The 26,995-nt window shown below is 61.3% G+C and carries 24 protein-coding genes (1 of these 24 cut by a window edge); 10 read left to right on the top strand and 14 right to left on the bottom strand.

All coding sequences use genetic code 11. The annotated features are described in order from the left end of the window. Window positions 1–1,368, top strand: the 3' portion of a protein-coding gene (bshC, locus tag J8C01_RS00395) for a bacillithiol biosynthesis cysteine-adding enzyme BshC (protein ID WP_211432012.1). The gene continues 219 nt to the left of window position 1, outside the view; only the last 1,368 of its 1,587 coding nucleotides appear in the window; its start codon lies beyond the left edge, outside the window; it ends in the stop codon at window positions 1,366–1,368. Here bshC and J8C01_RS00390 read toward each other — a convergent pair. From J8C01_RS00390 to hisS, 8 genes are all read right to left on the bottom strand, one after another. Beyond that, entirely contained in the window at window positions 1,286–2,002 is a 717-nt protein-coding gene (locus J8C01_RS00390) for a hypothetical protein (RefSeq protein WP_211432011.1), read from the bottom strand. The genes bshC and J8C01_RS00390 overlap by 83 nt on opposite strands. Window positions 2,003–2,296: 294 nt before the next feature. Continuing rightward, window positions 2,297–2,923 (bottom strand): hypothetical protein, encoded by a 627-nt coding sequence (locus J8C01_RS00385; protein WP_211432010.1) that lies wholly within the window; start codon window positions 2,921–2,923, stop codon window positions 2,297–2,299. Further along, window positions 2,920–5,979, bottom strand: coding sequence for an FHA domain-containing protein (locus tag J8C01_RS00380; protein WP_211432009.1), 3,060 nt, complete (start codon window positions 5,977–5,979; stop codon window positions 2,920–2,922). The genes J8C01_RS00385 and J8C01_RS00380 overlap by 4 nt, the downstream gene beginning before the upstream one ends. 39 nt (window positions 5,980–6,018) lie before the next feature. Beyond that, window positions 6,019–6,558: a DUF4149 domain-containing protein gene (locus tag J8C01_RS00375; protein ID WP_211432008.1), complete on the bottom strand. Its 540-nt coding sequence runs from the start codon at window positions 6,556–6,558 to the stop codon at window positions 6,019–6,021. A 90-nt stretch (window positions 6,559–6,648) separates the two neighbouring features. Further along, window positions 6,649–7,941 (bottom strand): AI-2E family transporter, encoded by a 1,293-nt coding sequence (locus J8C01_RS00370; protein ID WP_211432007.1) that lies wholly within the window; start codon window positions 7,939–7,941, stop codon window positions 6,649–6,651. Then, entirely contained in the window at window positions 7,938–8,549 is a 612-nt protein-coding gene (locus J8C01_RS00365) for a CDP-alcohol phosphatidyltransferase family protein (protein WP_211432006.1), read from the bottom strand. Before J8C01_RS00365 ends, J8C01_RS00370 begins: the two co-directional genes overlap by 4 nt. Then, entirely contained in the window at window positions 8,546–10,558 is a 2,013-nt protein-coding gene (locus tag J8C01_RS00360; protein WP_211432005.1) for a monovalent cation:proton antiporter family protein, read from the bottom strand. The genes J8C01_RS00365 and J8C01_RS00360 overlap by 4 nt, the downstream gene beginning before the upstream one ends. Window positions 10,559–10,576: 18 nt before the next feature. After that, window positions 10,577–11,881, bottom strand: a complete 1,305-nt coding sequence (hisS, locus tag J8C01_RS00355) for a histidine--tRNA ligase (RefSeq protein WP_211432004.1) — start codon at window positions 11,879–11,881, stop codon at window positions 10,577–10,579. Between the two features lie 159 nt (window positions 11,882–12,040). Between hisS and pyrR the strand changes: the two genes are divergently transcribed. The 4 genes from pyrR to J8C01_RS00335 all read left to right on the top strand — a co-directional run bounded on the left by pyrR (window position 12,041) and on the right by J8C01_RS00335 (window position 15,868). Further along, entirely contained in the window at window positions 12,041–12,613 is a 573-nt protein-coding gene (gene pyrR / locus J8C01_RS00350) for a bifunctional pyr operon transcriptional regulator/uracil phosphoribosyltransferase PyrR (protein WP_211422280.1), read from the top strand. A 9-nt stretch (window positions 12,614–12,622) separates the two neighbouring features. Beyond that, entirely contained in the window at window positions 12,623–13,546 is a 924-nt protein-coding gene (locus tag J8C01_RS00345; protein ID WP_014098589.1) for an aspartate carbamoyltransferase catalytic subunit, read from the top strand. A 177-nt stretch (window positions 13,547–13,723) separates the two neighbouring features. Continuing rightward, window positions 13,724–14,647 carry a PfkB family carbohydrate kinase gene (locus J8C01_RS00340; RefSeq protein WP_014098588.1) on the top strand — a complete coding sequence of 308 codons (924 nt, stop codon included), beginning with the start codon at window positions 13,724–13,726 and terminating at the stop codon, window positions 14,645–14,647. Window positions 14,648–14,677: 30 nt separating this feature from the next. Beyond that, window positions 14,678–15,868, top strand: coding sequence for a type IV pilus twitching motility protein PilT (locus J8C01_RS00335; protein WP_211432003.1), 1,191 nt, complete (start codon window positions 14,678–14,680; stop codon window positions 15,866–15,868). Window positions 15,869–15,917: 49 nt separating this feature from the next. Here J8C01_RS00335 and J8C01_RS00330 read toward each other — a convergent pair whose 3' ends face one another. From J8C01_RS00330 to phoU, 3 genes are all read right to left on the bottom strand, one after another. Next, window positions 15,918–17,012, bottom strand: a complete 1,095-nt coding sequence (locus J8C01_RS00330) for a sensor histidine kinase (protein WP_211432002.1) — start codon at window positions 17,010–17,012, stop codon at window positions 15,918–15,920. 66 nt (window positions 17,013–17,078) lie between these two features. Continuing rightward, window positions 17,079–17,798 (bottom strand): response regulator transcription factor, encoded by a 720-nt coding sequence (locus tag J8C01_RS00325; RefSeq protein ID WP_014098585.1) that lies wholly within the window; start codon window positions 17,796–17,798, stop codon window positions 17,079–17,081. Beyond that, window positions 17,798–18,541, bottom strand: a complete 744-nt coding sequence (phoU, locus tag J8C01_RS00320) for a phosphate signaling complex protein PhoU (RefSeq protein WP_014098584.1) — start codon at window positions 18,539–18,541, stop codon at window positions 17,798–17,800. Before phoU ends, J8C01_RS00325 begins: the two co-directional genes overlap by 1 nt. 250 nt (window positions 18,542–18,791) lie before the next feature. On the opposite strand from phoU, the gene J8C01_RS00315 reads away from it, so the two are divergent. Continuing rightward, complete coding sequence (locus tag J8C01_RS00315; protein ID WP_187288387.1) at window positions 18,792–19,781, top strand: glycerophosphodiester phosphodiesterase family protein; 990 nt, start codon at window positions 18,792–18,794, stop codon at window positions 19,779–19,781. Here J8C01_RS00315 and mqnB read toward each other — a convergent pair. After that, window positions 19,735–20,466, bottom strand: a complete 732-nt coding sequence (gene mqnB, locus J8C01_RS00310) for a futalosine hydrolase (protein ID WP_211432001.1) — start codon at window positions 20,464–20,466, stop codon at window positions 19,735–19,737. The two genes, J8C01_RS00315 and mqnB, sit on opposite strands and share 47 nt — an antisense overlap. A 66-nt stretch (window positions 20,467–20,532) precedes the next feature. Here mqnB and J8C01_RS00305 point away from each other — a divergent pair, with 66 nt between their 5' ends. From J8C01_RS00305 to aroB, 4 genes are all read left to right on the top strand, one after another. Further along, window positions 20,533–20,799, top strand: coding sequence for a hypothetical protein (locus J8C01_RS00305; RefSeq protein ID WP_014098581.1), 267 nt, complete (start codon window positions 20,533–20,535; stop codon window positions 20,797–20,799). Between the two features lie 362 nt (window positions 20,800–21,161). Further along, window positions 21,162–23,216, top strand: coding sequence for an alpha/beta hydrolase family protein (locus J8C01_RS00300; protein WP_211432000.1), 2,055 nt, complete (start codon window positions 21,162–21,164; stop codon window positions 23,214–23,216). 11 nt (window positions 23,217–23,227) lie between these two features. Next, window positions 23,228–24,109 (top strand): hypothetical protein, encoded by an 882-nt coding sequence (locus J8C01_RS00295; RefSeq protein WP_211431999.1) that lies wholly within the window; start codon window positions 23,228–23,230, stop codon window positions 24,107–24,109. Then, window positions 24,109–25,296, top strand: coding sequence for a 3-dehydroquinate synthase (aroB, locus tag J8C01_RS00290; RefSeq protein ID WP_211431998.1), 1,188 nt, complete (start codon window positions 24,109–24,111; stop codon window positions 25,294–25,296). Before J8C01_RS00295 ends, aroB begins: the two co-directional genes overlap by 1 nt. 25 nt (window positions 25,297–25,321) lie before the next feature. Here aroB and J8C01_RS00285 read toward each other — a convergent pair whose 3' ends face one another. Together J8C01_RS00285 and J8C01_RS00280 are read right to left on the bottom strand one after the other, a co-directional pair. Further along, a complete protein-coding gene (locus J8C01_RS00285; RefSeq protein WP_014098577.1) occupies window positions 25,322–25,741 on the bottom strand; it encodes a cobalamin B12-binding domain-containing protein in 420 nt (139 codons plus the stop codon). Window positions 25,742–25,780: 39 nt separating this feature from the next. Then, on the bottom strand, window positions 25,781–26,854 hold the full coding sequence (locus J8C01_RS00280; RefSeq protein WP_148263864.1) for a dipeptidase: 1,074 nt from the start codon (window positions 26,852–26,854) through the stop codon (window positions 25,781–25,783). Between the last annotated feature and the right edge of the window lie 141 nt (window positions 26,855–26,995).

Genomic DNA, 26,995 nt, shown 5'->3' with positions numbered 1-26,995 from the left:
GCCCTGACAGTGTGGAAAATCCTCACGACGATCCATCTGGCCCAGGCACTCGAAACCCAGGGCTGCCCGGCCGTGCCGGTTTTCTGGATTGCCTCTGAAGACCACGATTTTGAAGAAGTCCGGCACACCACCATTCTCGACGCCAATGGAAGTCCGCTCACCCTGACCTATCCAACACGTCCGCCCGGACAGCCATCTGTCGGTGCCATCCTCCTCGATGGCCAGGTCGAAGCCACGCTCCAGCAACTGGAAGCCGCCCTGCCCCGTACGGAATTCACGGCTGACCTGTGCCAGAAACTGTCGGCAACCTATGCTCTGGGAAGCGCCTGGTGTGACGCCTTTGCCCGCTGGCTTCACCACCTCTTCGCGCCGTTTGGCGTCATCCTCGTTGACCCGCGCGACGAACACCTGCGCCGACTGACACAACCCGTGATGGAGGCGGTCATCCACCAAACTCCAGAGCTGATTGCCCGGCTTGTAGAGCAGGCGCAACGGTACGCATCCAACGGACGACAGCCACAGGTCAAAGTCAGCCCGACTTCAACGACCCTGTTCCTCGAAGTGGACGGCAGCCGCACAGCCTTGCTCCACGATGGAAACCGCTTCCGGCTCAAGTCAGCACCGGAGAAGACCTACACCACACTGGATTTGGTCCACATTCTCCGCCAAGAACCACTGCGCCTGACGCCCAGCGCACTCCTGCGACCGGTTCTCCAAGACGTTCTGTTCCCGACCGTGGCCCAGGTCGTCGGACCAGCCGAAATGCAGTACCTGAGTCAATCCCAAGTTATCTACGACTATCTCGGAATTCACGCGCCGGCCCGTTGGGCGCGCGCCAGTGTGACGCTGCTTGAAAGTCGCCATGCGAAGACGCTCGATAAACTTGGCCTCACGCCAGCATCCGTTTTGCTTGGGACACAGGAACTCGCCCGCCAGGCGATGACAAAACTTGCTGATACCAAAACACTTGACTGCTTCCGGGAAGTGAAAGCGACGTTTGAGGCAGAACTCGACCGCCTCAAACAGTCCCTGCACGAAAGTGACCCGTCTCTGGCCGAAGCACTTGAACGCGGGCGGGAAAAAATCTTTTACCAGCTCAACGGCCTCGAACAGCGCTTTCTGATCAACCAGGCCCAGCGCCACGCCACGCTGCTACGCCAGCTCGAGCGGGCCACGGCTGCCCTTGCCCCCTTTGGCAAACCCCAGGAACGAGTCCTCAACATTCTGAGTTTCCTCGTCAAATACGGGTCGCAGCTTTTGACGCACATTTACCACCAGCTTGATTTCAGTACGTCTGACCACCAGTGGCTTTCACCGGCCCCGGCCGGGCCCGATAAATCCGAAGCAGCGGGTCCTGCCCCCCGGTAATTTCCTCTCCCCAGCGTACCTCCGGGAAGGCTCCACTCCCGTCTGACCACGCGAAGTAGTAGTCCACTTTGTAATCAGTCAGCATCCGTGCCACTTCTTCCGGGTCTGCCTGAGCCGGGGCGACACCGTAGTATTGCCCACGCAGAAACCAGGTCAGGTACAAGGACTGATGCCACTCCCGGTTGGACGCAATCCGCCCCTGAACGCCAAGCTGGGCACGCATCGCTTGGGCCTGCCGGTGCACTTCCCGGTAGGACTCAAACGCACCATCCTTCCGCAAAGCATCTCTTGCTAAAGCTCTTGCTGGATGCCAAGTAAAGGTTCCTATCACAAACAAAAGCAGGACAAAGTGTAGCTTCCTGGGAACTTTAAACTGGAATCCGGTCAACCACACCAACCACGCCCCGGCGACGAGCACCCAGTAAGCCAGCGGTAGCAGATGCCGCGCCTCGACATAAACTGCTGCGTGGCCGGCGACATAGAGCAGGATACCTGAAAGCAGCACACCAAAACGCCGCCGCAGCGCAGAAACAAACCAAACCCCAACCATCATGCCAAGCACAATGGGTAAGGTTAGCCAGGAATACTCACGGCTGTATGCAAAGGCAGTGACGCGCAAGCGAAAAATCGTCATGAAGACCTGATAATGAGCGTACTCAAACGACTCAAACGGGCTCCACGGCTGGATAGGTAAGGATGTGGGATCAGTCCAAAAACTCGTATCCCCTGCTTCCATAGGAGCAAGGAACCTCATTTCTCTTGGATTGATGAAAGGATGTACGCAGTTCATCCGCGGCCCTGCCCAAGCATACGTAATCCTTCCTGCCGAGCCAGACATCCACACGCCGTACTTTGCCTTCAGGGCAACCATCCAGATAGCACTCACACAACCCGCCACCCCAAGACTCACCACCAGTGACCACAACCGCTAACGCCACCCCACCTGCCGCTCCTCCAACAACCGCCACCCACACAGATGAACCAAGCAAAACGGCAGCGCAAACGCCTTCGCAAAATACCCAAGTACCACCAAAAACCCACCCCACACCGACGCCCGGACATCCAGCCTCCCCTCCACCAACCACGCCGCGTACCACACCAGCACCGTCGCCACGAGTAGGTCCGGCGTAATCACGTGCAGGGCGTGGTACACCGTGAGCGGAATTGCCCCGGCGGTCGCCACCGCCCGCATCCACACGGGACAGTCCCCCAGAAGCCGCCACACTCCTCCCAGCGCCACGGCTCCACCCGTCAGCAACACCAGCTTGATGGCCACCTGTGGCGGTAATCCCAAAAGACGTAACCCGGCTGTCAGCCATGAGATGAGCGGACTCCAGTACGCATTGACGGCGCCCCATACGTCACCGCGCGCGTACTTTTCCGCAATGTCGAGGTAGGCAATGCCGTCCGGGTTGATTTGAAACTGATACGGCGCAAGCAACCCCAGCCCCAAGGCCGTGTAAGCCAGCAGAATCCAGGTCAGCGGGTGACGCACCAGACTCCACTGCCCGATCTTCGCTGGTACATCACCAGTGACGCTTTCCCTGCCATTCATCCGAGAATGTCCTTGCTGCGCAGCACCAGCATCGTCAGGAAAAGCAGGGTCAGGAACATCCCCATCAGCACCCCGACATCGAGCAGCAAGCTGCCAAAATCATTGAGAAAGCCGACGAAACGCGACTTGTCTTCGGGCGGATATTCAATGCGCGGCGCTTCCGGCGCTTTTTCCGGCTTGGGCATCTCCGGTCGCACACCACCTGTCCGCAGGAAGCCCTCCAGGTCGTTTTTGTATTCATCCAGTCGCTGCTGCTGCCGCTTCCGGTAGGCTTCAAGCTGTTCCTTGAAATCGTCAATGGCCTGCTGGTTCTGCTGCTTGATGCGCCCGATTTCACCACTGGGATCATCTTCCCCGCCTACCCCACGCAACACCCCCAGTCCGCCCTGCCTGACGCCAATCCGCTTGAGCGCGTCATAGGACCACATTGCCGGCATCGCCAGACTCATGCCCTTGGCCAGTCCCTCGTTGGGAAGCAGCAAACCACCAAACAAAATCTGTGGAATGAGAACCAGCGGCACAAGGCTCGTCGCCATCTCCGAGGTCTGTACCAGGGCTGAGATCAACAGTCCCATGGCAATGCCCACCAGGTGCGAGAGCATCAGGTATGGGAGGACAAGCAACGGCGACCCAGGCACGGACTCCACAGCCGCCATCACCCCATAGAGCAGGACAACCTGCACCAGGCCAACCAGGGTCAGCACCACCAGCTTGGAGCCAACATAGGGAACGATGCCCAGGTTGACCATCCGTTCCCGCCGGTAAATGCTCATTTCCTTGACGATTTCCCGCGCTGCGTTTGAGCATCCAAACCAGATGGCCGACAGTGCCAGTACGAAGTAGGGAAAATCCCGCGCCCAGTCGTGACCGACCGCCAGCCCGGTCAGCAGCGCAATGATGGGTGCCTGTCCAAACAGGATGGCCAGGTTGAGCCGGTCGGCCAGTATGACGCGCGCATAACGCGCCGAAAGCACAAGCATCTGATCCAGGCTGCGCAGAAAAGTCAGACGGCTTTTGGCAGGGCGCTTGCTCGCCAGCGGTTTCCGGGCAAGTTCCGCCAGCGGCTCATGGACGTACTTCCGATAGGCATCGGACTGTTCATATTTCCGCTGCCAACCGATGGCGACTTCGTCGCTGTTCGGATCGCCCAGCGTGTCAAAGAGTTCCTTGATGCTAGTAATGCCAAAGTAGGCCAGAGCTTCGGACGGCGGGCCAAACCACACCAGCCGCCCACGCATGAGAACCACGATCTTGTCAAACAGCCGGACGTTCTCCATCGCGTGCGTCGTCAGGATGACGGAGTGCCCGCCCGAAGCAATCTGCCGGAACAGATGCATGATTTTTTCTTCCGTGGCCGGGTCGAGTCCCGAAGTCGGCTCATCGAGAAAAATGATGCCGGGCTGCGTCACGAGTTCAACGGCAATGGAGACGCGCTTGCGCTGGCCGCCGGAGAGTTGCCCCACCGGAACCTTGCGGCGCGTGGTCAGCCCCGTCACATCGAGCACCTCAGTCAGGATGCGCTCGATTTCCTCATCACTCGTATCGGATGAAAGGCGCATCCGGGCGACGTAGTACAGCGTCCGCTCAACGGTCAGTTCGCGGTGAATGATGTCATCCTGTGGGACGTACCCGATGGATTGCTTGAAGCAGTCAATGTTTTCGTACAGGTTCAACCCGTTGACCAGCACAACGCCCTGCTCGGCCGGACGCATGCCGTTGAGCGCATCCATGAGCGTGGATTTGCCGGCTCCCGAAGGCCCCAGCAAACCCACGAACTCGTTGGCCGGAATGGAAAGCCGGACCCGGTCGAGCAACCGCACCGTGCCTGTCCCGTGGCGGTTGGGCACTTCCCTGGTCAGGTCAAAGACGTCAATCCGGGCGCGGCTGCGTGTATCAAAAACCGCAATGCCTTCGGGTTCGAGCCGAAAGAGAAACGGGCCAATCTGGATGACATCCGTTGCGCGCAGCCGGCACCGGGTAATCCGGCGGCCGTTGACATAGACGCCATTGGTGCTCTTGAGGTCTTCCAGCGTCCACCCCTGGGCATCCCGCCCAAAGACGGCGTGCTGTTTGGAAATCTGGAGCAGATCAAGCTGGATGTCATTTTCCGGCGCCCGCCCCACCGTCAGCCGTCCAGGTGTCTTGCCCTGCGCAAAGTGTTTGCGCGTCACGAAGTTCCTGGCTTCCGTCGCCTTTTGCGGCGTGGCCAGACGCACTCCGCGCGATGAAGCCAGGGACACCGTGTGCTCGCCGGTTGACGACACCACCGGAGCCGTTTCCGGTGCAACGAAGCGAAACTGCGCTCCACCAACACCAATCTCGATGAGTGCGCCCGGCTGAAGTGGAGCCGGGGCAGCAATCCGGTAGCCATTGACGAGCGTCCCGTTGAACGATCCGAGGTCGCGGATAAAGTACGTATCCCCCTGGCGCTCGATGATGGCATGCTGCCGCGAAACGGTTGGAAACTGTCGTTGGTCAAGCGCAATGGTGTTCCCCTGATCGTGCCCAATCGTGATCACCGGCTCTGTCAACACAATCCGGCGTGGCACCCCGGCGTTGAGCAACTCAAGGTAGGGCTTGGTCATGGCAGGCCCGGCATCGGGCCGTTGGGGCCAGGACCACCCACCATTGGTTTTCTCAGGGTCGGCTTTCCCGAAATCAGCTCCAAGGTTGGAGCCGGTCACTGACGGGGACGGGCGTGCCGGCGCAGCCTGTACCGGCGGCAGGGTTGCAGCTTCTGGTGCGGCGTCGAAGCGTTCGACGCGCAGACAGGGGCCGCCTTTCCCCAACTGGATGATGGCTCCGACACCCAGCGGCATCGGCCCCTGAATCTGCTGGCCGTTGACAAATGTGCCGTAGGTGCTTCCGGCATCGGCAATCGTCAAGACGCCATTCTGCCAGGTGACCTTGGCGTGCCGCCGTGAAACTCCCTGTTCCTGGTCATCAAAACACAAGCGGCATTCCGCCGGATCGCGCCCGATGAAAAAATCGGCGTCTGCCACAACAACCTGCTCACCAGCACGGCGACCGGTGAGATATGTCAACACCAGGTTCATGGTCTCCCAGCCCGGTCTGTAGATAGGGCAAGTGGCGTGTCAGGCGTCGCGTGCAACCGTGGATGTTGTGGGTGCCAGCCACAAGTGGTGCACAACGACAAGCGCGACGGCCGCCAGAATGTTGAAACCCATCAGCCACACTGAATACTGATGCCAGGCAGCGAAGGTCAGGCGTGTCGGATCATCGAGGGGCAGTTGTTCCAGCTCGCTCCCCAGCGCCCGGCGAATCGCCGCCAATCTGGCCGAAACCACGAATTTCGAGATGGCAACGACGACTGTCATCAGCACGGGCAGCCCCACGGCAAGGCGGCCGGCCCAGGTTGTGAGTTTTCCGGCACGGATGACCTGAGCCGCCTGGATGCCAGTGAGCAGCACGCCGCAGACCAGCCCCCACCACTCCAGCTTGCCCAAGACGCTGTTGACCAACGTCCCGGCCAGGTAGCGTGTGGGCAGCACGCCAAAGGCGCTCGGCGCCACTGCCGCACTGAAAAAGACCATGGCCCCCAGCCACAATGCCAAGACCAGCCACTGACTGATGCCCAACAGACTGTCCACCCACGTCTGCCACCGGCTGGACACAGGGTGAGCCGATTCCCGGACAGTCTTAGGTGAGGATTCGAGAACGGGCAGGGTTGGTGTCATAAAAAGCGCTCGTGTCTGGTTCAGATTTTATGAAGCCGAAGTCGTGGCTGCCATGGACGACACCTCGGTTGATGCCTCGCCTGCCACCTCGTCCGACGACGCCGGAACCGAAGGCGGCAGTGCTGCCCCGTAGCGGTAGAAATCCGAACGCTCGTAATACTCCACCGTCACCCCAACCAGCACTTTCCCAACTGCCAGGAACGGCACCGTCAGAACCACCCCCAGAATGCCGAACAGATGATGCCCCACCAGCAGCCCCACAATTACCAGGAAAGGATGCAAATCCAACCGCTCGCCCAACACAAACGGCGTCAGGTAAAAGCTCTCAGTGCTCTGCACAATGACGTAAACACCTATCACCAGGCCAAGCTGCAGGAGGGAGGGCGCATCCGACAGAGCCAGCGTACAGGTCAGCACGCCAGCCAGAAACGTTCCAATGTAGGGAATGAGATGCCCAAACCCGGACAGGAAGCCCAGCGACAAAGCTGACGGAACACCGAGCAGGCTGAAACCCACCACGTACAACACACTCATCGAAAAACACACGATAAGCTGCCCACGCACGAAATTGCCCAGCGCCAGATCAACCTTGGTCAATACATCGTTGGCCGTTGCCCGGTGGCGCGCTGGCACCAGAGTCAGCAGGCGGCGCTCCAGATGACCGGCATCCTTCAGGATGTAGTACACAAAAAAAGGAATGAGCAGCAGGTTGACAAGACTTGTCACCACGCCGATGACATTGGAAAACGTCGTGCTCAACCCCACCAGCACCGGCTCCACCAGGGAGGCCGGATCGGCAATGCGCTCCCGAATGCTCCCGACAACCTGCTCATACTGCCTGGGGTAACGTTGCTGGAGACCTTCCAGAACGGGCTGCGCCATCGCCATAAATCGCTGGTAACCGGCCGGGAGCTTTTTGGCCGCTTGGGTCAGTTGCGCGGCCAGGCTCGGAATGACAACAAACAGCGCCAGTACCAGCCCCATGACAGCCACCAGCATGGCCGTCAAAACCGCCAGCGTGTGCCGAACACCGGCAGAGCGCACCCACCGCTTCCCGACGTGGTCGAGCCAGTCCGCCAGCGGCTTGATGAGGTAAGCCAGCGCGCCGGAAATGAGCAGCGGCACGAAAACCGGCTGGAAAATGTACGACAAATGCGCCAGCAGCCCGGAAAGCAGCCCCCAGGATGCCAGCACAACCAACAGCGCCGCCAACGACGGAAACCAACGCGCCCAGCGCAACTGCCGCCAACCTACCGCTGGCGGCACCGGTGCGCGCCCGGAAGCTTCGTCTGGTCTGGCAACTGATGGCAACTCGGTCATGGCAGGGAGTCCCCCGTGCGGCGGCGAAATTCCCGGACTTCACGTGTGACGAACCAAATGTAGTGCAACCCGGAATACACCGTCATCCCAAAAACAACGGCCACACACCCCGGCAGCAGTGGATGCACCACTGCCCACACCTGCGCGATGAGATACACAACGATGAGCGCCACCTGGCAAAACGTACTCACCTTGCCCGGCAGCGATGGCTTGAAGTCCCGAAAGCCCGTGACCTGCGCAATGATGGCTGCCGTCAGCACAATCCCGACATCACGCCCGATGACCACCCCGGAAAGCCACCAGGGAATCGGCCGGTTGGTTTCGGAAGGAATCGCCATCACGATATAGCTCGACAGCATCAGCAGCTTGTCGGCAATCGGGTCCAGCGCCTGCCCAAGCTGACTCTCCGCCTGAAGCTGCCGCGCCAACCAGCCATCCACCGCATCCGACAGCCCGGCCAGTGCAAACGCCGCCGTCGCCCACCAGAACCAGCCCCGCAGAAAACACACCACAAACACTGGCACCAGCAGAATGCGCAACAGGGTGATGAGATTGGGAATGGTCAGAATGTCACGGTAGTGCTCATCGGACGGTGCGCGTGACCTCAAGGCACTCGCTCTCCCTCGACCAGGGACGCCTGGCCGGTCAGATACGCTGTGGCGCTTTCCAGCTTTTCGGGACGCCCCAGCAACACCAGGACATCGCCGGCTTCGAGTACGAAATCGGCATCGGGATTGACCGTCGTTTCCGCGCCCCGCTGCACAGCCACCACCGTCACCCCAAAGGTTGGACGCAAGGCCAGCTCGCGCAGGGATTTACCAATCGCCAGCCCTTCGGGCGGCAGGCGCAGGGCAAGCGTCGTCGCGTTCTCGATAACTGTCGCCAGCTCGGTAATCAACGTCGTCCGCTCCGGGCAGTCGGCGTCGAGCAGGCGGTAGCCCTCGCGGCGAATCATCTCCACCTGCTGCTGAATGTACTGCCGCGACAGCCCATACTCGCGCAACACGCGGGCAAAAATCTCCAGACTCGTCTCGAACTCTTCAGGAATGACCTGCTGGACACCCAAGGCATAGAGGCCGTTCATCTCCGAGACGAAGCGCGTCCGCACGATGATGTGCAGATTGGGGTTCATCTCACGCGCCAGCGCCGCAATGCGCCGGGTGGCCGTGGCATCCGAAATGGCGACGACCAGCACGCGGGCCGCCTCGATCCGGGCCGCATGCAGCACCTCACGGCGGGTTCCGTCGCCATAAAGAATGGGTTCGCCCTGCTTTCTACCAGCCCGGATGGATTCGATGTTGAGTTCAATGATGCGGTAGGGAATGCCTGCCGCCCGGAGAACCCGCGCCAGATTGCGCCCGTTGAGACCATACCCGGCGATGATGACGTGTCCGCTCACCGGAGGCAGTTCCGCCGCTCCCGTGTCCGGGGTGTCAGCAATGCCGGTCCACCGGCCAGCCTGGTAGCCAAGCGCCGGAGCCAGACCAATGAGAAACGGCGTGGCCAGCATCGTCAGAATCGAAGCCGCCAGGAAGGTTTGGTAAGCCGCACCTTCCAGCAGACCGGCCTCAGCTCCCACCTTGAGCAGGACGAACGAAAACTCCCCAATCTGGGCGATGCCCAGAGCCGCCATCAAAGCCACGCGCGGCGTGCGACCCAACGCCTTGACGGCCGCAAATGCCAGCAGCGTTTTGCCCACCACAATGAGCGCCACCAACCCGAGCACCACCGGCCAGGTCGTCGTCAGAACCTCCAGCGACAGCAGCATCCCGATGGACACAAAAAAGATGCCGTTGAAGATGTCCCGAAACGGAAGGATGTCTGCCACGATCTGGTGGCTGTACTCCGACTCCGACAGCACCACCCCGGCAATGAATGCGCCGAGCGCCAGCGACAATCCGGCCTGGGACGTAAGCCAGGCCGTTCCCAGACAGGCCAGCACGGCAAAACTCACAAACACCTCCCGGCTGCGCAGCGTCACCAGCCACTGCAGCAGAAAGGGAAAGACACGCCGCGCCAGCAGCATGATGAGCAACACAGACCCAGCAGCCAGCCCCAGGGTTTTCAGGATGTACCAGAGGTTGGCCGTCCGCTGCCCCGACAGCAGCGGCAGAAACAACATCATCGGGACGATGCACAGGTCCTGAAACAGCAAAATGCCAATCGCCATCCGCCCGTGCGGCGTGTCGGACTCAGCCCGGTCCACGTAGGTCTTGAGAACAATCGCCGTGCTGGAAAGCGCCACGAGAAAGCCAACGAAAATGGCCGATGGCCACGCCAAACCAACGCCCCAGTGGGCCAGCAGCATGGCGGCGACAATCGTCACGCCAACCTGCATCCCGCCACCCAGAAACACGACCCGCTGCATGGCCAGCAGCTTTTCAAGCGAGAATTCCAGCCCAATCGTGAACAGCAACAACACGACGCCGATTTCGGCCAGCGTCTCGACGGCATGCACATCACCAATGACGCCCAACCCAGACGGGCCAATGACCACCCCGGTCAGCATGTAGCCGATGATGGTCGGCAGCCGCAGCCGTCCACAGACGAAAACAATGGGCAGTGAAGCCAGCAGCAGCAGGACAATATCCCGCAGCACAGGAATCTCGATGTGCATAGGTCGTCAACCCAGGCGTTATCCGCGCCTGGCGAGAAGATGTTGCAGCCACGTTTCGGCCGGAACAGCGGTCTGTTCGGCGCGCGCCAGATCGCGTAGCACCCACTGCCCGCTGGCCAGTTCCGCCTCTCCCAGCAGCAGGGCAAAGCGTGCGCCATACTTGTTCGCCAGCCGCAGGGCGCTCTTGAGACTGCGCGGCGTCGGCTCAAACAGGGCGGCCACGCCGGCACGCCGCGCCTGCCGTACAGCGTGCAGCGCCGGCTCCAGCGCCGACGCGCCCAGATAAATCACAAACAGCTCCGGCTGCGGCTCCGGGGCCCGGTGCTCCGGCATCGCCAGCACAACGCGATCCAACCCCAACGCAAATCCAAACCCTTTCGTCGGCGGGCCGCCCAGGGTTTCCACCAACCCGTCATAGCGACCGCCGCCGGCCAGCGCGTTCTGGGCCCCAATGGACGGCGCATGGGAGACAACCTCAAAGACCGTTTGCGTATAGTAGTCCAGCCCCCGTACCAGCCGGGCATCCACGACATACGGGATGCCGGCAGCGTCCAAGTAACGTCGAACGGCGTCGAAGTGCGCGCGACACCCTTCGTCGAGCACGTCATAGATGGGCGGCAGCGCCGCAATCAACGGCTGATCCTGCTCGGCTTTGGAGTCCAGAATCCGCAGAGGATTGGTTTCAAGCCGCCGCCGGGAATCTTCCGAAAGTTCATGCGCGCGGGGTGCGAGGGCTTCACGGATGGCCGCAACGAACCGCGCCCGACCGGCCGCGTTGCCCACCGTATTGAGGCGCAGTTCAAGGTAGGGAATGCCGGCTTCCGTCAGCAGGCCCATCACCAGCTCGATCCCCTCGGCATCGAGCGCCGGATGGTCACTTGCGCCCAGCACTTCCGCCCCAATCTGGAAAAACTGCCGGAAACGGCCGCGCTGCCCCCGTTCCCGGCGGAACTGCGGCCCGATGTAGTACAGGCGCACTGTCTCCGCCCGCTGCCACATCTGGTGCTGGATGTAGGCCCGCGCCACCGGCGCGGTGCTTTCCGGGCGCAGGGTCAGGCTTTCCCCCTCGCCATCCTCTCCGGCGCGGTCGCGCCAGGTGTACATTTCCTTCGTCACGATGTCGGTCTCCGACCCGACGCCACGGGTGAACAGTTCCGTTCGCTCAAAGATGGGCGTCCGAATTTCTTGGAAGCCGTAGCGGCGGAACCACTCACGGGCGAGGTCTTCGACGAACTGAAACCGATGGATGAACGCCGACGCATCCCGGTCGTTGGACAAAGCTGCCGGGAGCAAATCGCGGGTATAAGAGGCAGTGCGTATCATGGCTCGAATCTAAACCAGCCGGTAGCGGATGAAAACCGTCCGGCGCTTTCGTCCCCGGTCGGCGTCATGTTACAAGCAGGGGCCGCACCGGCGTCCGGCGCGGAACGCGCGCCAGGCTTTGTTCCCTGCCCAAACTCTTTTGTGACCGGATGGTGAGCCATGGAGTTCATCGAAAAAGTCCGCCTGATGGATGCGGCCGCCATGCAGCGCGCCCTGGCGCGGATGGCTTCGGAAATTGTCGAACGCAATCGTGGCGTGAACAACCTTGTGATAGCCGGCATTCGGCGGCGCGGCGTTCCGCTGGCCGAACGGATTGCCGATGCCATCGAGAAGCTGGAAGGCGCGCGCCCGCAGCTCGGCGTACTTGACATCACCCTCTACCGGGATGACCTGTCGCTGGTTGCGCCAAAGCCGGTCATCAACGCCACGGCGATGCCGGATGATCTCGCCTCCATGACGGTGGTCATCGTGGATGATGTGCTTTACACGGGACGCACCATCCGCGCGGCCCTCGATGCCCTGTTTGACCTGGGCCGGCCACGGCGCGTGCAGTTGGCTGTGCTCATTGACCGCGGACACCGCGAAGTCCCCATCCATGCCGACTTCGTTGGTGAACGCATCCCGACCAAAGCCACGGAAATCGTCAAGGTCATGGTCTCCGACATTGATGGCGCGGAACAGGTGCTCATTGTCGAGCCGGCACCCACTTCCGGCAGTGAGCCGGCTGTCTGAAAAACGCCCGTGAAAGACTTTCTCGATACGGCCGACCTGTCACCAAACCTGGTGACGGAACTGCTCGACAGCGCCGAACGGTTTTTGCCTCTGACGACCGTCCCGGAAGCAACCCGCACCCGGTGGCAGGGCAAGCACCTGGTGACATTGTTTTCAGAGGCTTCGACCCGCACCCGTACGTCCTTCGAGCTGGCCGCCAAACGGCTTGGCTTGAAAGTCGTCAATATCGTCGTCGGCATGTCGAGTCTGGCCAAGGGCGAAACCCTGCGCGACACCATTCTGACCCTCGACGCAATGCAGCCGGATGTGGTTGTGGTCCGGCATGCCGTGGCCGGCGTCCCGCACTTCATGGCCCGCTTCTCACGGGCGCACGTCATCAATGCCGGAGACGGAGAGCATGAACATCCGACCCAGGCCCTGCTGGATGCCTTTACGCTGCGTCGCCACTTCGGTCGCCTTGCCGGCCTTCAGATTGCCATTCTGGGCGACATCCGGCACAGCCGCGTCGCGCGCTCGAACGTCCGGCTCCTTGCCATGATGGGTGCCCACGTGCGGCTGGGCGGGCCGCGTACGCTGCGGGCACCGGGCATTGAGCAGTTTGCCGCTGGCTGGCCCGGCACGGTGTGCGTTGCCGATACCCTGCGCGCCGCCATTGCCGATGCCGATGCCGTTATGGTGCTGCGCATTCAGCAGGAACGCCTCGACGGCGCTTTTTTCCCTTCCCTGGGCGAATACTTCACCCACTTCGGACTCACCCGCGAGCGACTGGCCTGGGCCAAACCCGAGGCCATCGTGCTCCATCCGGGACCCATCAACCGGGAAGTCGAAATTGCTTCCGATGTGGCCGACGGCGTGCAGTCCGTCATTCAGACGCAGGTCACGCACGGCGTCGCCGTGCGCATGGCGCTGCTGGAGTGGCTGCTGAGCCAATAAAAACAGCCCGCTGCAACAGACGGAGGCGAATGGATTGGCGCTGGCAGCCGGAGGCTCGTCCGGCCAGGGTCCAGCCTTTGGGCAACACATTTTCAGGCTTGCTTTTCAGATGGACTTTTCTTCATTCTCAGACGTGAAGATTTTCCCAACCCAGGCTTCAGGAACGAACCAGCCATCATGAGCATTCTCGTTGTGGGCACCGTTGCCTTCGACCACGTCAAGACCCCCTTTGATGAACGGGCAAATATCCTGGCTGGTGCGGCAACATACTTTGCCATCGCCGCCTCATTTTTCACCCAGGTCAGCATCGTCGGGATTGTCGGCAACGACTTCACGGCCGAACACGAACGCATCTTCGATGCGCGGGGCATTGACCTGTCCGGGCTTGAGCGGCGCAAGGACGGCAAAAGTTTTCGCTGGACGGGCGAATATGGCTATGACTTCAACACCCGCACGACGCTTGACACCCAACTCAATGTGTTTGCGGACTTCCAGCCCCGGATTTCGCCGGCCCAGCAGGAAATTCCCTACCTGTTTCTCGGCAACGCCCACCCATCGCTGCAACGGGATGTCCGGCAGCAGAGCCGCGCCCGGCTGACGGCGATGGACACCATGGACTTCTGGATACAGGGCACGCCGAACGAACTGCGTGAAACGCTCCGGTGTGTTGACCTGCTCATCATCAACGACGAGGAAGCGCGCCAACTGGCCCGCGATCCCAACGTCATTCGCGCTGCCAAAGCCATTATGGCGCTTGGCCCGAAGCGGCTCATCATCAAACGCGGCGAGTACGGCGCGACCCTCTTCGGAGAGGACTCCTTCTTTGCCATTCCCGGCTTTCCCCAAGAAAACGTCGTGGACCCGACGGGCGCTGGCGATACGTTCGCCGGGGGCGTGATGGGCTATCTGGCGGCGACGGGCAGCCGTCTGGATGAGGACTCGCTCCGCAAGGCCATGATTTACGGTTCCGTCATGGCGTCGTTCACCATCGAAGCCTTCGGCACGGAACGGCTGCTGGCGCTGACCCGCGAGGAAATCAATGAACGCTACCGGCAATTCAAAACCATGACGTATTTTGACGGTATCGAGCACAGCTTCTGAAAGACGAGCTGCATTTGGGAGGGCTTCGCTATGCAACCCCCACTGACCATTGACACCCTTCTGGCGCTGGCTTGTTCCAAGGGCGCATCAGACCTGCACATCAAGGCTGGCAGCCACCCCTTCATTCGGGTCAACGGCGAACTGATGCCGCTGGTGGACGTGCCGCGTCTGTCGCCTGAAGATACCCTCGCCATGGCCTTCAGCATCATGAACAACCGCCAGAAGCAGCGTTTCAAGGACGCCTGCGAGGTGGACATTGCCTATGGCGTGTCCGGTCTGGGACGGTTCCGGTGCAACGTCTTTCAGCAGCGCGGCGCGGTCGGCATGGTGTTTCGCGTCATTCCGATGACTATCCGCAGTGTCTCCGAACTGCAACTTCCGCCGGTCATCGAAAAAATTGCCGAGGAACGGCGCGGACTCGTCCTGGTGACAGGAACAACCGGCTCCGGCAAATCCACGACGCTGGCCGCTATCATTGACTGCATCAATCGCAACCGCACCGATCACATCATCACGATTGAAGACCCCATTGAGTTTCTCCACCGCGACCGGCGCTCGTTCGTCAACCAGCGCGAAGTGGACGTGGATACCCGCAGCTTTCAGGAAGCCCTGCGCGGGGCCCTGCGCCAGGACCCGGATGTCATTCTCGTGGGCGAAATGCGCGACCAGGAAACCATCGAGACGGCGCTGACGGCCGCCGAGACCGGGCACCTGGTGCTGTCCACGCTCCACACGCTGGATGCCACGGAAACCATCACGCGCATTGTGTCCATCTTCCCGCCGCATCAACAGCAGGCGATTCGGCTCCAGCTTGCTTCGGTGCTCAAAGCGGTGATTTCCCAGCGCCTCGTCCGCAACAAGGACGGGACAGGACGAGTGCCGGCCGTCGAGGTGATGATTTCGACGGCTTACATCCGCGACTGCATCATCAATCAGGAAAAAACCCCCCATATCCGCGATGCGATTGCCCAAGGCACATCGCAGTACGGCATGCAGACCTTTGATCAGTCCCTCCACGACCTGCTCAACCGGGGCTTGATCTCCTACGAACAGGCTCTGGCTGGCGCCAGCAACCGCGATGAGTTCGTGCTGCGGACAAAAGGCATCCAGACCACGGCCGACCAAGCCCGTGAGGAGATGGAAAAGCGCATTACGACGCGCGCTGGCGATCTCAGCCTGTCGCCAAATCCGCCGGCCATGCCGCCCATCAGCCGGTTCTGAAATTCCCTTGGCAAAGGTTTCGGAAAAGCCACACCATCCCCAAACAAGGTCAGCCCGTGGTCGCCGGAAACACGACCGAGGTTGGTGTCATCGGGCGCGGCAGTCGGACGCGGAATTCCGACCCGACGCCCGGCGTGCTGTCCACCGAAACGTCGCCGCCATGGTTCAGGACCAGATGCTTGACGATGGCCAATCCCAGCCCCGTGCCGCCGACTTCCTGTGAGCGGGACTTGTCCACCCGGTAGAGGCGTTCAAAGATGCGGCCGAGGTGCTTGGCCTCGATGCCGATTCCGGTGTCCCGGACGGCAATCAGCGTGCGCACGTCACTCTCAAAGCTGGCCGTCACGACCACTTCCCCGCCCGGCCGGTTGAATTTGACGGCGTTGATGATGAGATTCATCAGAATCTGCTCCAGCGCCTGCGGGTCCGCCTGGACCTGAATCCCAGGCGGCACGTCGTTCCGAAACGTCACTTGGCGGGCCGTGGCTTCGGGCAGCACCAGAACGGAGAGATTGTCCACGAACGCCTTGAGGTCAATGGTCACCGGTTCGAGCTTGAACTCCCCGGCTTCGATGGCTGACAGATCGGCAATGTCGCGCACCAGATTCTGCATGCGGGTCGCATGCTTGTTGATGATGCGTAAAAACTGGAGATTGTTTTCGTTGTCGTAGAGCGCCCCGTTGAGCAGGGTTTCGACGTAGGCCAGAATCGAAGTCAGCGGCGTACGCAGTTCGTGAGACAGATTGGCAAAAAACTCCCGGCGCACCCGTTCGAGACGCACCAGTTGCGTGACATCAAAAAAGACCCCAATTGCCCCGACCACCTCGTGCGCCGAAGGCATGATGAGCGGTGTGGCCCGAAAACTGAAGGTGCGTTCCTGAACGCCGAAAATCTCCAGATTGGCGTCAAAGGGGCGGCCTTCTTCCAACACCTGGTGAAAGCCGTCGTGAATGGCTTTGTTTCGGGTGATGTCAATCAGGCGGAGCGGCCCGGTCATCACCGGCGAGAGGTTGAAAATGTCAATGGCGGCCTGGTTGTAAAGCACCACCTCCGTCTGCCGGTCAATGACGAGGATGCCCTCCCGCAGTGAACCGAGCACGGCTTCGAGCAATGGCTGTGAATACTGATCGAGACGAAAACTCATGGGATGTCACGGCGTGGAGCAAAGTGTCGGCCCGTCACCCCGGATGACCGGGCGGCGGTGGACGCCTTACGGTTTCTCGGAAGGTTTTGGGAGCTTGGCCGCCTGCTTGCCGGCTTCCACGAAGCGGTAGCCGATCCCGACGGCCGTTTCGATGTAACCATCAATGCCGAGCTTCTGACGTACGCGCCGGATGTGGACATCGAGGGTGCGTGTCTCCCCATCGTAGTCAATGCCCCACACCCGGTCTAACAGGTATTCCCGCGTGAGCACCCGGCCCTTGCTCTGGGCCAGAAGCTTGAGCAGCGCAAACTCCTTGCGGGTCATGTTGATTTCCTGCCCCTGACAGCGGACGATGAAATGGTTGTAGTCAATAAACAGCGTCCCGTCGTCATAAACAGAGGACGGATTGCCTTCCGTTCGGCGCAGGACGGCGTTGATGCGCGCCATCAGTTCGCGCACGCTGAACGGCTTGGTTACGTAATCATCCGCCCCCAGTCCCAGCCCGTGAATTTTGTCGGTTTCGTCCGTCCGCGCCGTCAGCATGATGATCGGCACCTGGGCCGTGGCTTCTTCGCGGCGCAGACGCCGGCAGATTTCAAACCCATTCATCAGGGGCAGGTTGAGGTCGAGCAGAATGAGGCTTGGCGGATGCTCCAGAACCGTGCGGAGACCGGCTTCCCCCGTAGTTGTGATGGTGACGTGAAATGACCCTTCCTGCTCCAGGTTGTAACGAATGGACTGGGCAATGTCGGCATCATCCTCAATGATGACAATGTTGCGTTTCATCAATCAGGCGTCTCCTTTTGTGCAGTTTCCCCAGCGATGTGCTCTCCACTGGCGGCGTGGCTGGCATCATCGGACTGCCAGGCGTCGGCGGTATGCTTGATGGCGCGGCCCTCGGCCAGATAAACCACCTGCTCGCAGATGTTGGTGGCGTAATCGGCAATGCGTTCCAAGTGTTTGATGACAAACAACAGTTCGGCCGCCCGTACAACGGCGCTGGAGTCCTTGACCATAAAGGCTGTCAACTCGGCAAAGAGACGGCGGTAGAGGACATCCACTTTGTCGTCAAACCGAATCGTCTGGCGCGCCTTGGCCGCATTGCTCCAGGTCAGGGCATCGAGAGCGTCGGTCAGCATTTTCTGCACCAGCGTCCCCATCTGGGGCAGCGCCACATAAGGTTTCAGCTCCGGCTCGTCGTTGAGGCGGAGCGCGTGGCGCGCGATATTGACGGCATGATCGGCAATGCGCTCGATCATAGGCGTCGTGCGGAGCACGCCGATCACAAACCGCAAATCGGCCGGACCAAGCTGCGCTGCCTGGATGAGCAGGTCGGCGCACATTTCATCAATCTCGGACTCCACTGAGTCAATGGTATCGTCGTCGCGGATGACCTGCTCGGCCAGCGCGGAGTTACGCCGGATGAGCGCGCCGAGCGCGCGCGAAAGCGAGTCTTCCGCCTGCCCACCCAGCAGCAGCACCTTGTCGCGCAACCCCCGCACCCGTGCGTCCAAGGCAAAGGCATCCATTTTTTCGTACCTCCTCTGGACGCTCCATCTTTTCCCCGCACGGGACACATATCCATCTCCACGGGGACGCCGTATCGCCATGTGTGCCAACCAAAAGCTTGTTTTTTCAGAACTTCGCTCACCGGTCAGCCTAAAAAGCGCCCATTACGCCAATGTAACACAGCCGTAAATTCGGACGAAGACACTTTTCGTCACCATGGATTGCCGCGGCCATGCCTGCCCCGAAATTCGCATTTTTGGAGAAAAACCGATGCCGCCTTCATTTTTTCGGACACCCTTTGCCCGCACGCCCGTCACTTGGATGCTTCTGCCGTGGATACTCGCCGGCGTCATCCTGCCCGGTTTTTCGCAGCCCGGTTGCGGACAGTATCCGCGCGGCCGCAAGATCAACATTGCCCACCGGGGCGCTTCGGCCTACGCCCCGGAGCACACCCTGGCCGCCTATCGCCTGGCAATCGATCAGGGAGCTGATTACGTTGAGCCGGACTTGCAATTGACCAAAGACGGCGTGCTGGTGTGCCTGCACGATACAACCTTGGAGCGCACGACCAATGTCCGCACGGTGTATCCCGACCGGGCGCGGCTGGAAACGGTTGACGGACAAACCCGGCGGGTCTGGCCCGTAGTGGATTTCACCCTGGAGGAACTCAAACGGCTCGATGCCGGAAGCTGGTTTGGCCCACAGTTTGCCGGCGAGCAAATCCCGACGTTTCAGGAAATGATTGACACGGTGCGGGGGCGGGCCGGGATTTACCCGGAAATGAAAAGCCCGGCGAAGTATGCTGCCCTGGGCTTTGACATGCCCCGGGCCCTGCTTGATGTTCTCAGAAAAAACCAGCTTGACCGCCCCGGCGCTGACCCACGTACCCCAGTCATCGTCCAGTCGTTTGAAGCCGAAAGCCTGCGTCGCCTGCGCCGGCTGGGCTGCCGGTTGCCGCTGGTCTTCCTGATTGACGATGAAGCACCCGGCGACTGGATTTCACCGGCCGGGATGCGCCGGATTCGACGCTTTGCCGAGGGCGTCAGCCCTTCCAAACAGATCGTTCTCCAGACGCCGGAGGTGGTGCGCTGGGCGCGGGCCGCGGGCCTGTCCGTGACGCTGTACACGTTCAAGTCCAACGCCACCGGCGCGTTTCCCGACGTGGAAGCTGAAATGCGGCACTTTCTCTACGAACGGGACGTGGACGCCGTGTTTACGAACAATCCCGACCGTTTTCCACGTTCACCGCAGCCAAAATAGCACGGACGGCCCGGGCCAAAACCGCCCGGGCCATCGGCAGGTTCCACTGCTGGCGGTCACGGTCTCCAGTCAGGTTGCTGATGGCGCGCAAAGCGGCATAGGGGACACCGAACCGGCCGGCCGTCCAGGCCACGGCCAGCCCTTCCATATTTTCAACGGCAGCCCCAGCGCGGGACGCCATCATCTCCGCGGCCGCGTTCGTTCCAGAGCAACACTGGACGGTTGCAAAGGGCAGCCGTGGGGCCGGCGCCACCTGCTGCGCCACCCAGTCCGCCCAAGGGCTGTCAAACACGATGCGGTTGGGAAAATCCGTCGTGAGCGGAAATCCCAGACCGCCTAAATCCCGGTAGCCATCGGGAGTCAGGATGCCAGCCTGGGGGTCGCATTCACTGGCAGCCATCACCAGCGCGCCCACCGGAAGACCGGACGCCGGATAAGCGCCCCCAACCCCAACATGGAGCAGCGCCGCCCAGGGCTGGCTCTGGAGCGCCAAAGCGGTTGCAGCGGCAGCACGTATGGCCCCGACGCCGGTCATCAGCACCCGGATGCGCGGGCTGACCGTGATCATTTCTCCAACCGGGAAAGACGTTCGGGGCAGGTGCGGCCAGTCGGACAGGGCATCCTGGATTTCAAGGGCCACAGCCGCCACCACAAGCAGGGGGGAAAACCGGAAACTTTCGGGCACTTTTTCCAACCTTCAGCGTGAGAGTTCAATCAAACGAAACTTCAAACTGGTTCGTGAGGTGATGTCATGGGTAAAGCTGCGTCCAAGAAGAACCCGCGTATTAAGGCGCTCGAAGAACAGCTCGGCGGTAACACCGTGCAGATGCTCGACCGACTCATGCGGGAAGTCGTCCGCGCCCGCACTGCTGCCAGCGAAGCCCTCCGGCGGCTGCGCGCCAAATCCTCCGACCAACAGGCTCTGGAAGACTTCCGGCGGGCGCGTCAGGCGGTTATTCATCACCGGCAACGCCTGTTGCGTGTTCTGGAAGCCCACACCGAGGGCTGCTCATCATAACCGATCCAGCCTTAGCCATCCGACCTTCACTGGGGGACGGACCGGATGCTTTCCCCCGTACCGGAAAGCACAAGGTTCGTCCCGGTAGCTTTTCCGGGCTGAAATCGGCCTCCGCCTGCGCTTCCGGGCCTGGCATTGCGCCAGGGAGCCTTCCCTAACCACCGGCAAGACGTAGCAACCACGCGATATTCACCATCTTCCACGCCTTCAACCCGTGGCAGGCGTAGCTCTCATAAGTCCGCTGCCATTTAACAGTGACTTGCTGCGGATACGCTGCCCTTCGTGACAGCTTCGATACTGGCAGACTAGACTGTATTTCTCCTGCTCATTCCATCCTTACCTTTGGGAGCCTGTTTTCCGACATGCGACGCTATGTTCTGTCTGGACTGGTCCGGGCGCTCGTTGCCTGGAGTGTGACGCTCGGCGTGGCGCTGGCCGCCCCCCGTCCGATGACCTTTGACGACCAGATGAAGTTTCGACGCCTGGCTGTGGCCGTGGTCTCACCCGATGGAAAGTATCTGGCTTACACCCAAGGCGTTACGGACAAGGCTGCCAACCGCGTCCAGTACGATCTCTGGGTCATGCCGGTCAGCGGCGGCGAAGCCCGCCAACTCACCTCCGGCCCCCGTTCTGTCACTGATCCCTGCTGGTCGCCCGACAGCCAGACCATCGCCTTTGTCTCCAACCGCGACGGCAAGGCCCAAATCTGGACGGTCCGCCGCGACGGCGGCGAACCCCGCAAAGTCACGGATTTCTTCACCAACGTTTCCGGCGTTCTCTGGACGGCCGACGGCCGCCACCTCATCTTTGTCGCCGAAGTCTATCCCGAATGCCCGGATGAAGACTGCAACCGCCGCAAGTATGCCGCTGCCGAAGCCAGCAAGGTCAAAGCCAAGATTGCCGACCGGCTGCTGTACCGCCACTGGGACAGCTTCAAGGAGGGACGCCGAACCCATATTTTCGTCGTGCCGGTGGAAGGCGGCGCGGCCAAAGACCTGACGCCGGGCGACTATGATGCCCCGCCGTTCAGCCTCGGCGGACGGGATTACGACGTTTCGCCGGATGGCAGGGAACTGGCCTTTGCGCGCAATACCGACCGCGACGAAGCCATCAGCACCAACAACGACATCTTCATCGTCCCGCTGGACGGCGGCGAGCCGAAGCGCATTTCTATCAGCCCCGGCTCGGATACCCACCCCCGCTACTCACCCGACGGAAAGTACCTCGCCTGGCTTTCGCAGGAACGGGCCATGTTCGAGTCGGACAAAAAGCAGGTCATCCTGTATGAGCGTGCCACCGGCAAGCTACGCCGCCTGAGCGACAAGGTGGATATTTCCTTCGATGAGCTGGCGTGGTCGCCCGACAGCCAAACCCTGTTTCTGACCGGCGACCAGCGTGGGCAGGTTCCCATCTTCACCCTGACGCTGGCCGGCAATGACGTACGGACACTTGTGGAACAGGGCCAGAACGGCAACCTCTCCGTCGCCCCTGACGGCAAGACGCTCTACTTCACCCAATCCACGCTGACGCGCCCGAATGAAATCTTTGCCGTCACCACCACGGGCGGCGCCCCCAAACAGCTCACCCAAGTCAATGAAGCTTTTTTGCAGGAAATTGCCTTTGGTAAAGTGGAAGAAACCTGGTTTACCGGCGCGGACGAAACGCGCATCCACGCCTTCATCGTCAAGCCGCCCCAATTTACCGAGGGCAAAAAATATCCGATGATTCTGCTCATCCACGGCGGCCCGCAGGGTGCGTGGTCAAACGGCTGGAGTTTCCGCTGGAATGCACAGCTTTTTGCCGCGCCGGGCTACGTTGTCGTCATGGTCAATCCGCGTGGTTCGACCGGCTACGGCCAACGCTTTACCGATGAAATCAGCGGCGACTGGGGCGGCAAGGTCTATGTGGATTTGCTGAAGGGCGTTGAACACGTCATCGGTCTGGGCTACGTGGACGCCGACCGCATCGGGGCCGCCGGCGGAAGCTATGGCGGTTACATGGTCAACTGGATGCTCGGACACAACACGGACAAGCGGTTCAAGGCCTTTGTCTCGCACGCCGGGGTGTACAACCTCACCAGCATGTACGGCGCAACGGAAGAACTGTGGTTTACCGAGTGGGAGTTCAAGGGCAATCCGTGGGACAATCCCGAACTCTACGAAAAATGGTCGCCACACCGGTTGGCCAAAAACTTTGCCACCCCGACGCTGGTCATCCACGGCGAGCTGGATTACCGCGTGCCCATTGGTGAAGGCTTGCAGCTTTTTACGGCCCTGCAACGGCGCGGTGTCCCCTCCCGCCTGCTCTACTTCCCGGACGAGGGGCACTGGATTCTGAAGCCACAAAACAGCGAACTCTGGTACAAAACGGTTCACGAGTGGTTCGCTACCTACCTCAAACCTGAAACCGTCCAGTAGGGGGAGGCGCCATGCCGGATGAACGTGAGGACGAGCGCCCAGACGAGCGTGAAGGGGCAGAGGACACACCGCCTGAGATCAGCGCGGAGGAAATGGCAGCCCGGCAGGCCCGGCTGGCCCAACTGGACCTGCTGCGGCGCGTCCAGCGGGCGCGCAGTGGGACGCCTGAAGAACGCCTTGAACTGGCCTTCGATGCGACGGATGAGGTGCTCAATGCCCTGCTCGACAATGAAGCCACGGGCGAGGAAGAACTGACCATTATTGCCCGCCGGCGCGATGTCTCGCACGAAGTCCTGCGCCGGATGGCCGGCGACCGGCGCGTACAGGAAAGTCACCGTCTGCGGCGCCTGCTCGTGCTCAATCCCAAACTGCCGGCTTCGGCCGGGCTGCGCCTTATTCCAAATCTCTTTCTTTTCGACCTGGTCACGGTACTTATCACACCGGCACTGCCGATGGAGATCAAAACAGCGGCGGAAAACGCCATTTTGCAGCAGTACCAAAGCCTTCCCCTGGGGCAGAAAATCACCCTGGCCCGGCGTGGCAATGGCGGCCGGCTCCTGCCCCAGATGCTCAACGATGCCAGTGCGGATGTCGTCCGGGCGGTGCTCACCAATCCGTTTTTGACGGAAAGCACAGTTTCCACAGCCGTGTGGAAAGCCTCCCATCAGCACGTCGTTGTGCTCATTGCCGATACGGCCCGGTGGGCGAATCGCAACTACGTCAAAATGGCGCTGTTGCGCAACCGGATGCTGCCGCTGGGACGCGCCGTGACGCTCGTGGGCACGCTCACACCAGCCCAACTCAAGGAACTCAGCAACGACCCGACCGTTCCTGCCCAGGTACGCAATCTGGTCCTCCAGCAGATGAAGAAAAAACCCGGCGGTGCAGCGTGATGGCCGAGGCGACAGACCGGCATCCCCCCGTCCTCAGGGCTGTCACCGTACCGGTGACGCACGCGGGCGGGCAGTATGCCATTCGGATAGAAACCGGAAGGTATCGCTCCCTTGGGCAGACGCTGCGCCAGACCTTTGGGGACCATCCCTGTGCTGTCGTTATTGTCTCCAATCCCAAGGTGGCCCGGCACTACGCTGCGGCCGTGGTGGAAAGTGTCGCGGCGGCGGGCTTCCATCCCCACCTGTGTCTGATTCCCGATGGCGAGCGGTACAAGACGCTGCGCACGGTGGCGCAGATTTGGGATTTTTGCGTTGCCCGGCAGATAGAGCGCCGGGACCTGCTCGTGGCGCTGGGGGGTGGTGTCGTGGGCGACATCACCGGCTTTGCCGCTGCGACGTACCTGCGCGGCCTGGCGTTCGTTCAGCTTCCTACGACCCTGCTGGCAATGATTGACAGCGCCGTGGGCGGCAAAACCGGCATCAACCACCGGGCCGGGAAGAATCTCATCGGCGCCTTTCACCAACCGGCCCTGGTTGTCGCCGACCTGGAAACCCTGACCACACTTCCGCGCCGCGAATGGAATGCCGGTTGGCACGAGGCCATCAAGTACGGCGTCATCCGGGACGCCGACCTTTTTGCCCGGCTCGAAGCCCGGTTGCCGCTTGCCCTGAACCAACCACTGCCGTGGGACTGGCTGGCGGCAGTCGTTGCTGACTGCTGCCGGATCAAGGCGGCGATTGTCGCGCGGGATGAACGGGAGACCGGCGAGCGCAAGGTGCTCAACTTCGGTCACACGGTCGGGCACGCGCTGGAAGCCGTGACGCGCTACCGGCGGTTTCGCCACGGGGAGGCCGTCGGAATTGGCATGGTGGCCGCCTGTCAGATAGCCGTCCGTCTGGGAAAGCTCACCCCGGATGAGGCACAGCGGCTGGAGCAGCTCGTGCGGCGGGTCGGGCGGATGCCGGGCACAGACGGCATCACCGTTGCGGCTCTGCTGGAAGCGCTCCGGCACGACAAAAAAGTTTCCCAGGGACGGCTTCGCTTCATCCTGCCGTCCCGCATCGGTTGGGCTGAGGAATACTGTGGTTCGGTGGAAGAGGTGCTTTCAGCCGTGCTGACTGATACCCTCGCCAGATTTTCACGACGCCGGCCGGCAGACCAACCAACGCCAAAGGCTGAAAGCTGAAAACCGGAAGGGCGCGGAAAGCCGTTCAGGAAGCCGCCACTTCCGATGTCTTGCCCACACGTTTCTGGATGTAGGCAATGATAGCATCCAGCGTCGCGCCCGGTGTGAAGATTTCATCCACGCCGGCGGCTTTGAGCTTGGGAATGTCTTCATCGGGGATGATGCCACCGCCGAAGAGGGGAATATCGGCAATCCCCTGCTCGCGCATCAGCTCCAGAATGCGCGGGAATAGCGTCATGTGCGCGCCGGAGAGAATGGACACGCCGATGGCATCCACGTCCTCCTGAACGGCGGCGGCCACAATTTGCTCCGGGGTTTGACGCAAGCCCGTGTAGATAACTTCCATTCCGGCGTCGCGCAAGGCGCGCGCGATGACCTTGGCTCCACGGTCGTGGCCGTCAAGTCCGGGCTTGGCAATCAGAATACGAAGGCGTCGTTCGGTCATAGTCTCCAACTTCTTTCGACCGGGCTTGCCCGGTCACAGTCAGGGAAGTGCCGCCAGCAACACCCGCTGGACGTTCCCACCCATCATGAGGGCAATCTCGGCTTCTGAAAATCCTTCTTCAAGCAAAGCATCGGTGATTTCCGCCAGGTGCGCCGTGTCGAAGGGTACGCTGACGGCCCCATCGTAATCCGACCCAAGGGCGACGTGCTCAACTCCGGCCACATTGGCAGCATAGCGCATGGCGCGGGCAATGGAGCGGGCATCCTGGCCGCAGACGGCGGCAAAGAAATATCCAATCCCGACAACGCCGCCCGTGCGCGCCACCGCCCGCAGTTGGTCGTCCGTGATGTTGCGCAAGCCACCGCACGTCCCACGGACGCCGGTATGGGAAATGACCACAGGGCGTGTCGCCATTGCCAGCACTTCATCCATCACGGCTGGTGATGCATGGGCCAGGTCCACAATCATGCCCTTTTGCTCCATGCGCCGAATCAGCTCCCGTCCCATCTCCGTCAGTCCGCCTTTGACGAGTCCGTGGGCGGAGCCGCCGATTTCGTTATCGAAAAAGTGCGTCGGGGCCATCATGCGTACACCGGCGGCATAGAGGCGGTCCAGATTGGACAGATCGCCATCCAGGGCATGGGCCCCTTCAACCCCCAGAAAAGCCCCAACCAGTTTCGGATTCGAGGTGCGGCGGGCCAGGAAATCACGCAACTCATCCCGGCTGCGAATGATGACCAACGCTCCACCGGAGCGGGCGGCAGCTTCTTCCAGCCGACGGCACTGGTACAGCGCCCGCTCGGTCAGGCTCGTCCAGGTTTTGGGCGGCCAGAGTTGCACGACACTTAGGGCGGCAACGAGGTTGAAGCGGTTGCCATCCGTCCGCTCATTGTTCATCCCACGCGGCGCTTTGGTGACGATGGTAAACGCCTGGAGCGCCACATTGCCTTCCTGCAAACGGGGCAGGTCCACGTGGCCGCGCGTCCCACGCTGTAGCAGGTCACGGTTCCACAACAGTGTGTCGGCGTGCAGATCGGCAATGAACAGCCGGGCATGCAGTGCCTGCGCGCGTGGGGAAGGGTCTTTCCGGGTTGTCGCGGCAATGCCGTTCATGTTGCGCTCCGCGATTTCCGGCAACCAGATCAAGGCAGCCCCCGCGAGCAGCAGGCCCCCACCAGTCACAGCCAGACGCCTTCCCCAAGTGCGCTGGCGGGCAGGGCGAACGTCCGGTGGTTTGGTTATGGCTGAAGTTGG

The organism is Chloracidobacterium sp. D, assembly GCF_018304685.1.
Lineage (GTDB): Bacteria > Acidobacteriota > Blastocatellia > Chloracidobacteriales > Chloracidobacteriaceae > Chloracidobacterium > Chloracidobacterium thermophilum.
Note: the sequence above shows the minus strand (reverse complement) of the source record. Positions and strands in the feature narration are given on the sequence as shown.

What these genes read in the sequence shown, in the direction of transcription:
- J8C01_RS00305 (WP_014098581.1), top strand. Translation starts at nt 20,533, where the DNA reads ATGGGTAAAGCTGCGTCCAAGAAGAACCCGCGTATTAAGGCGCTCGAA.
- J8C01_RS00335 (WP_211432003.1), top strand. Translation starts at nt 14,678, where the DNA reads ATGCAACCCCCACTGACCATTGACACCCTTCTGGCGCTGGCTTGTTCC.
- J8C01_RS00325 (WP_014098585.1), bottom strand. Translation starts at nt 17,798, where the DNA reads ATGAAACGCAACATTGTCATCATTGAGGATGATGCCGACATTGCCCAG.
- J8C01_RS00380 (WP_211432009.1), bottom strand. Translation starts at nt 5,979, where the DNA reads ATGAACCTGGTGTTGACATATCTCACCGGTCGCCGTGCTGGTGAGCAG.
- J8C01_RS00295 (WP_211431999.1), top strand. Translation starts at nt 23,228, where the DNA reads ATGCCGGATGAACGTGAGGACGAGCGCCCAGACGAGCGTGAAGGGGCA.
- J8C01_RS00390 (WP_211432011.1), bottom strand. Translation starts at nt 2,002, where the DNA reads ATGACGATTTTTCGCTTGCGCGTCACTGCCTTTGCATACAGCCGTGAG.
- pyrR (WP_211422280.1), top strand. Translation starts at nt 12,041, where the DNA reads ATGGAGTTCATCGAAAAAGTCCGCCTGATGGATGCGGCCGCCATGCAG.
- J8C01_RS00330 (WP_211432002.1), bottom strand. Translation starts at nt 17,012, where the DNA reads ATGAGTTTTCGTCTCGATCAGTATTCACAGCCATTGCTCGAAGCCGTG.
- J8C01_RS00285 (WP_014098577.1), bottom strand. Translation starts at nt 25,741, where the DNA reads ATGACCGAACGACGCCTTCGTATTCTGATTGCCAAGCCCGGACTTGAC.
- hisS (WP_211432004.1), bottom strand. Translation starts at nt 11,881, where the DNA reads ATGATACGCACTGCCTCTTATACCCGCGATTTGCTCCCGGCAGCTTTG.
- J8C01_RS00360 (WP_211432005.1), bottom strand. Translation starts at nt 10,558, where the DNA reads ATGCACATCGAGATTCCTGTGCTGCGGGATATTGTCCTGCTGCTGCTG.
- J8C01_RS00315 (WP_187288387.1), top strand. Translation starts at nt 18,792, where the DNA reads ATGCCGCCTTCATTTTTTCGGACACCCTTTGCCCGCACGCCCGTCACT.
- J8C01_RS00385 (WP_211432010.1), bottom strand. Translation starts at nt 2,923, where the DNA reads ATGAATGGCAGGGAAAGCGTCACTGGTGATGTACCAGCGAAGATCGGG.
- J8C01_RS00300 (WP_211432000.1), top strand. Translation starts at nt 21,162, where the DNA reads ATGCGACGCTATGTTCTGTCTGGACTGGTCCGGGCGCTCGTTGCCTGG.
- J8C01_RS00280 (WP_148263864.1), bottom strand. Translation starts at nt 26,854, where the DNA reads ATGAACGGCATTGCCGCGACAACCCGGAAAGACCCTTCCCCACGCGCG.
- aroB (WP_211431998.1), top strand. Translation starts at nt 24,109, where the DNA reads ATGGCCGAGGCGACAGACCGGCATCCCCCCGTCCTCAGGGCTGTCACC.
- J8C01_RS00370 (WP_211432007.1), bottom strand. Translation starts at nt 7,941, where the DNA reads ATGACCGAGTTGCCATCAGTTGCCAGACCAGACGAAGCTTCCGGGCGC.
- phoU (WP_014098584.1), bottom strand. Translation starts at nt 18,541, where the DNA reads ATGGATGCCTTTGCCTTGGACGCACGGGTGCGGGGGTTGCGCGACAAG.
- J8C01_RS00340 (WP_014098588.1), top strand. Translation starts at nt 13,724, where the DNA reads ATGAGCATTCTCGTTGTGGGCACCGTTGCCTTCGACCACGTCAAGACC.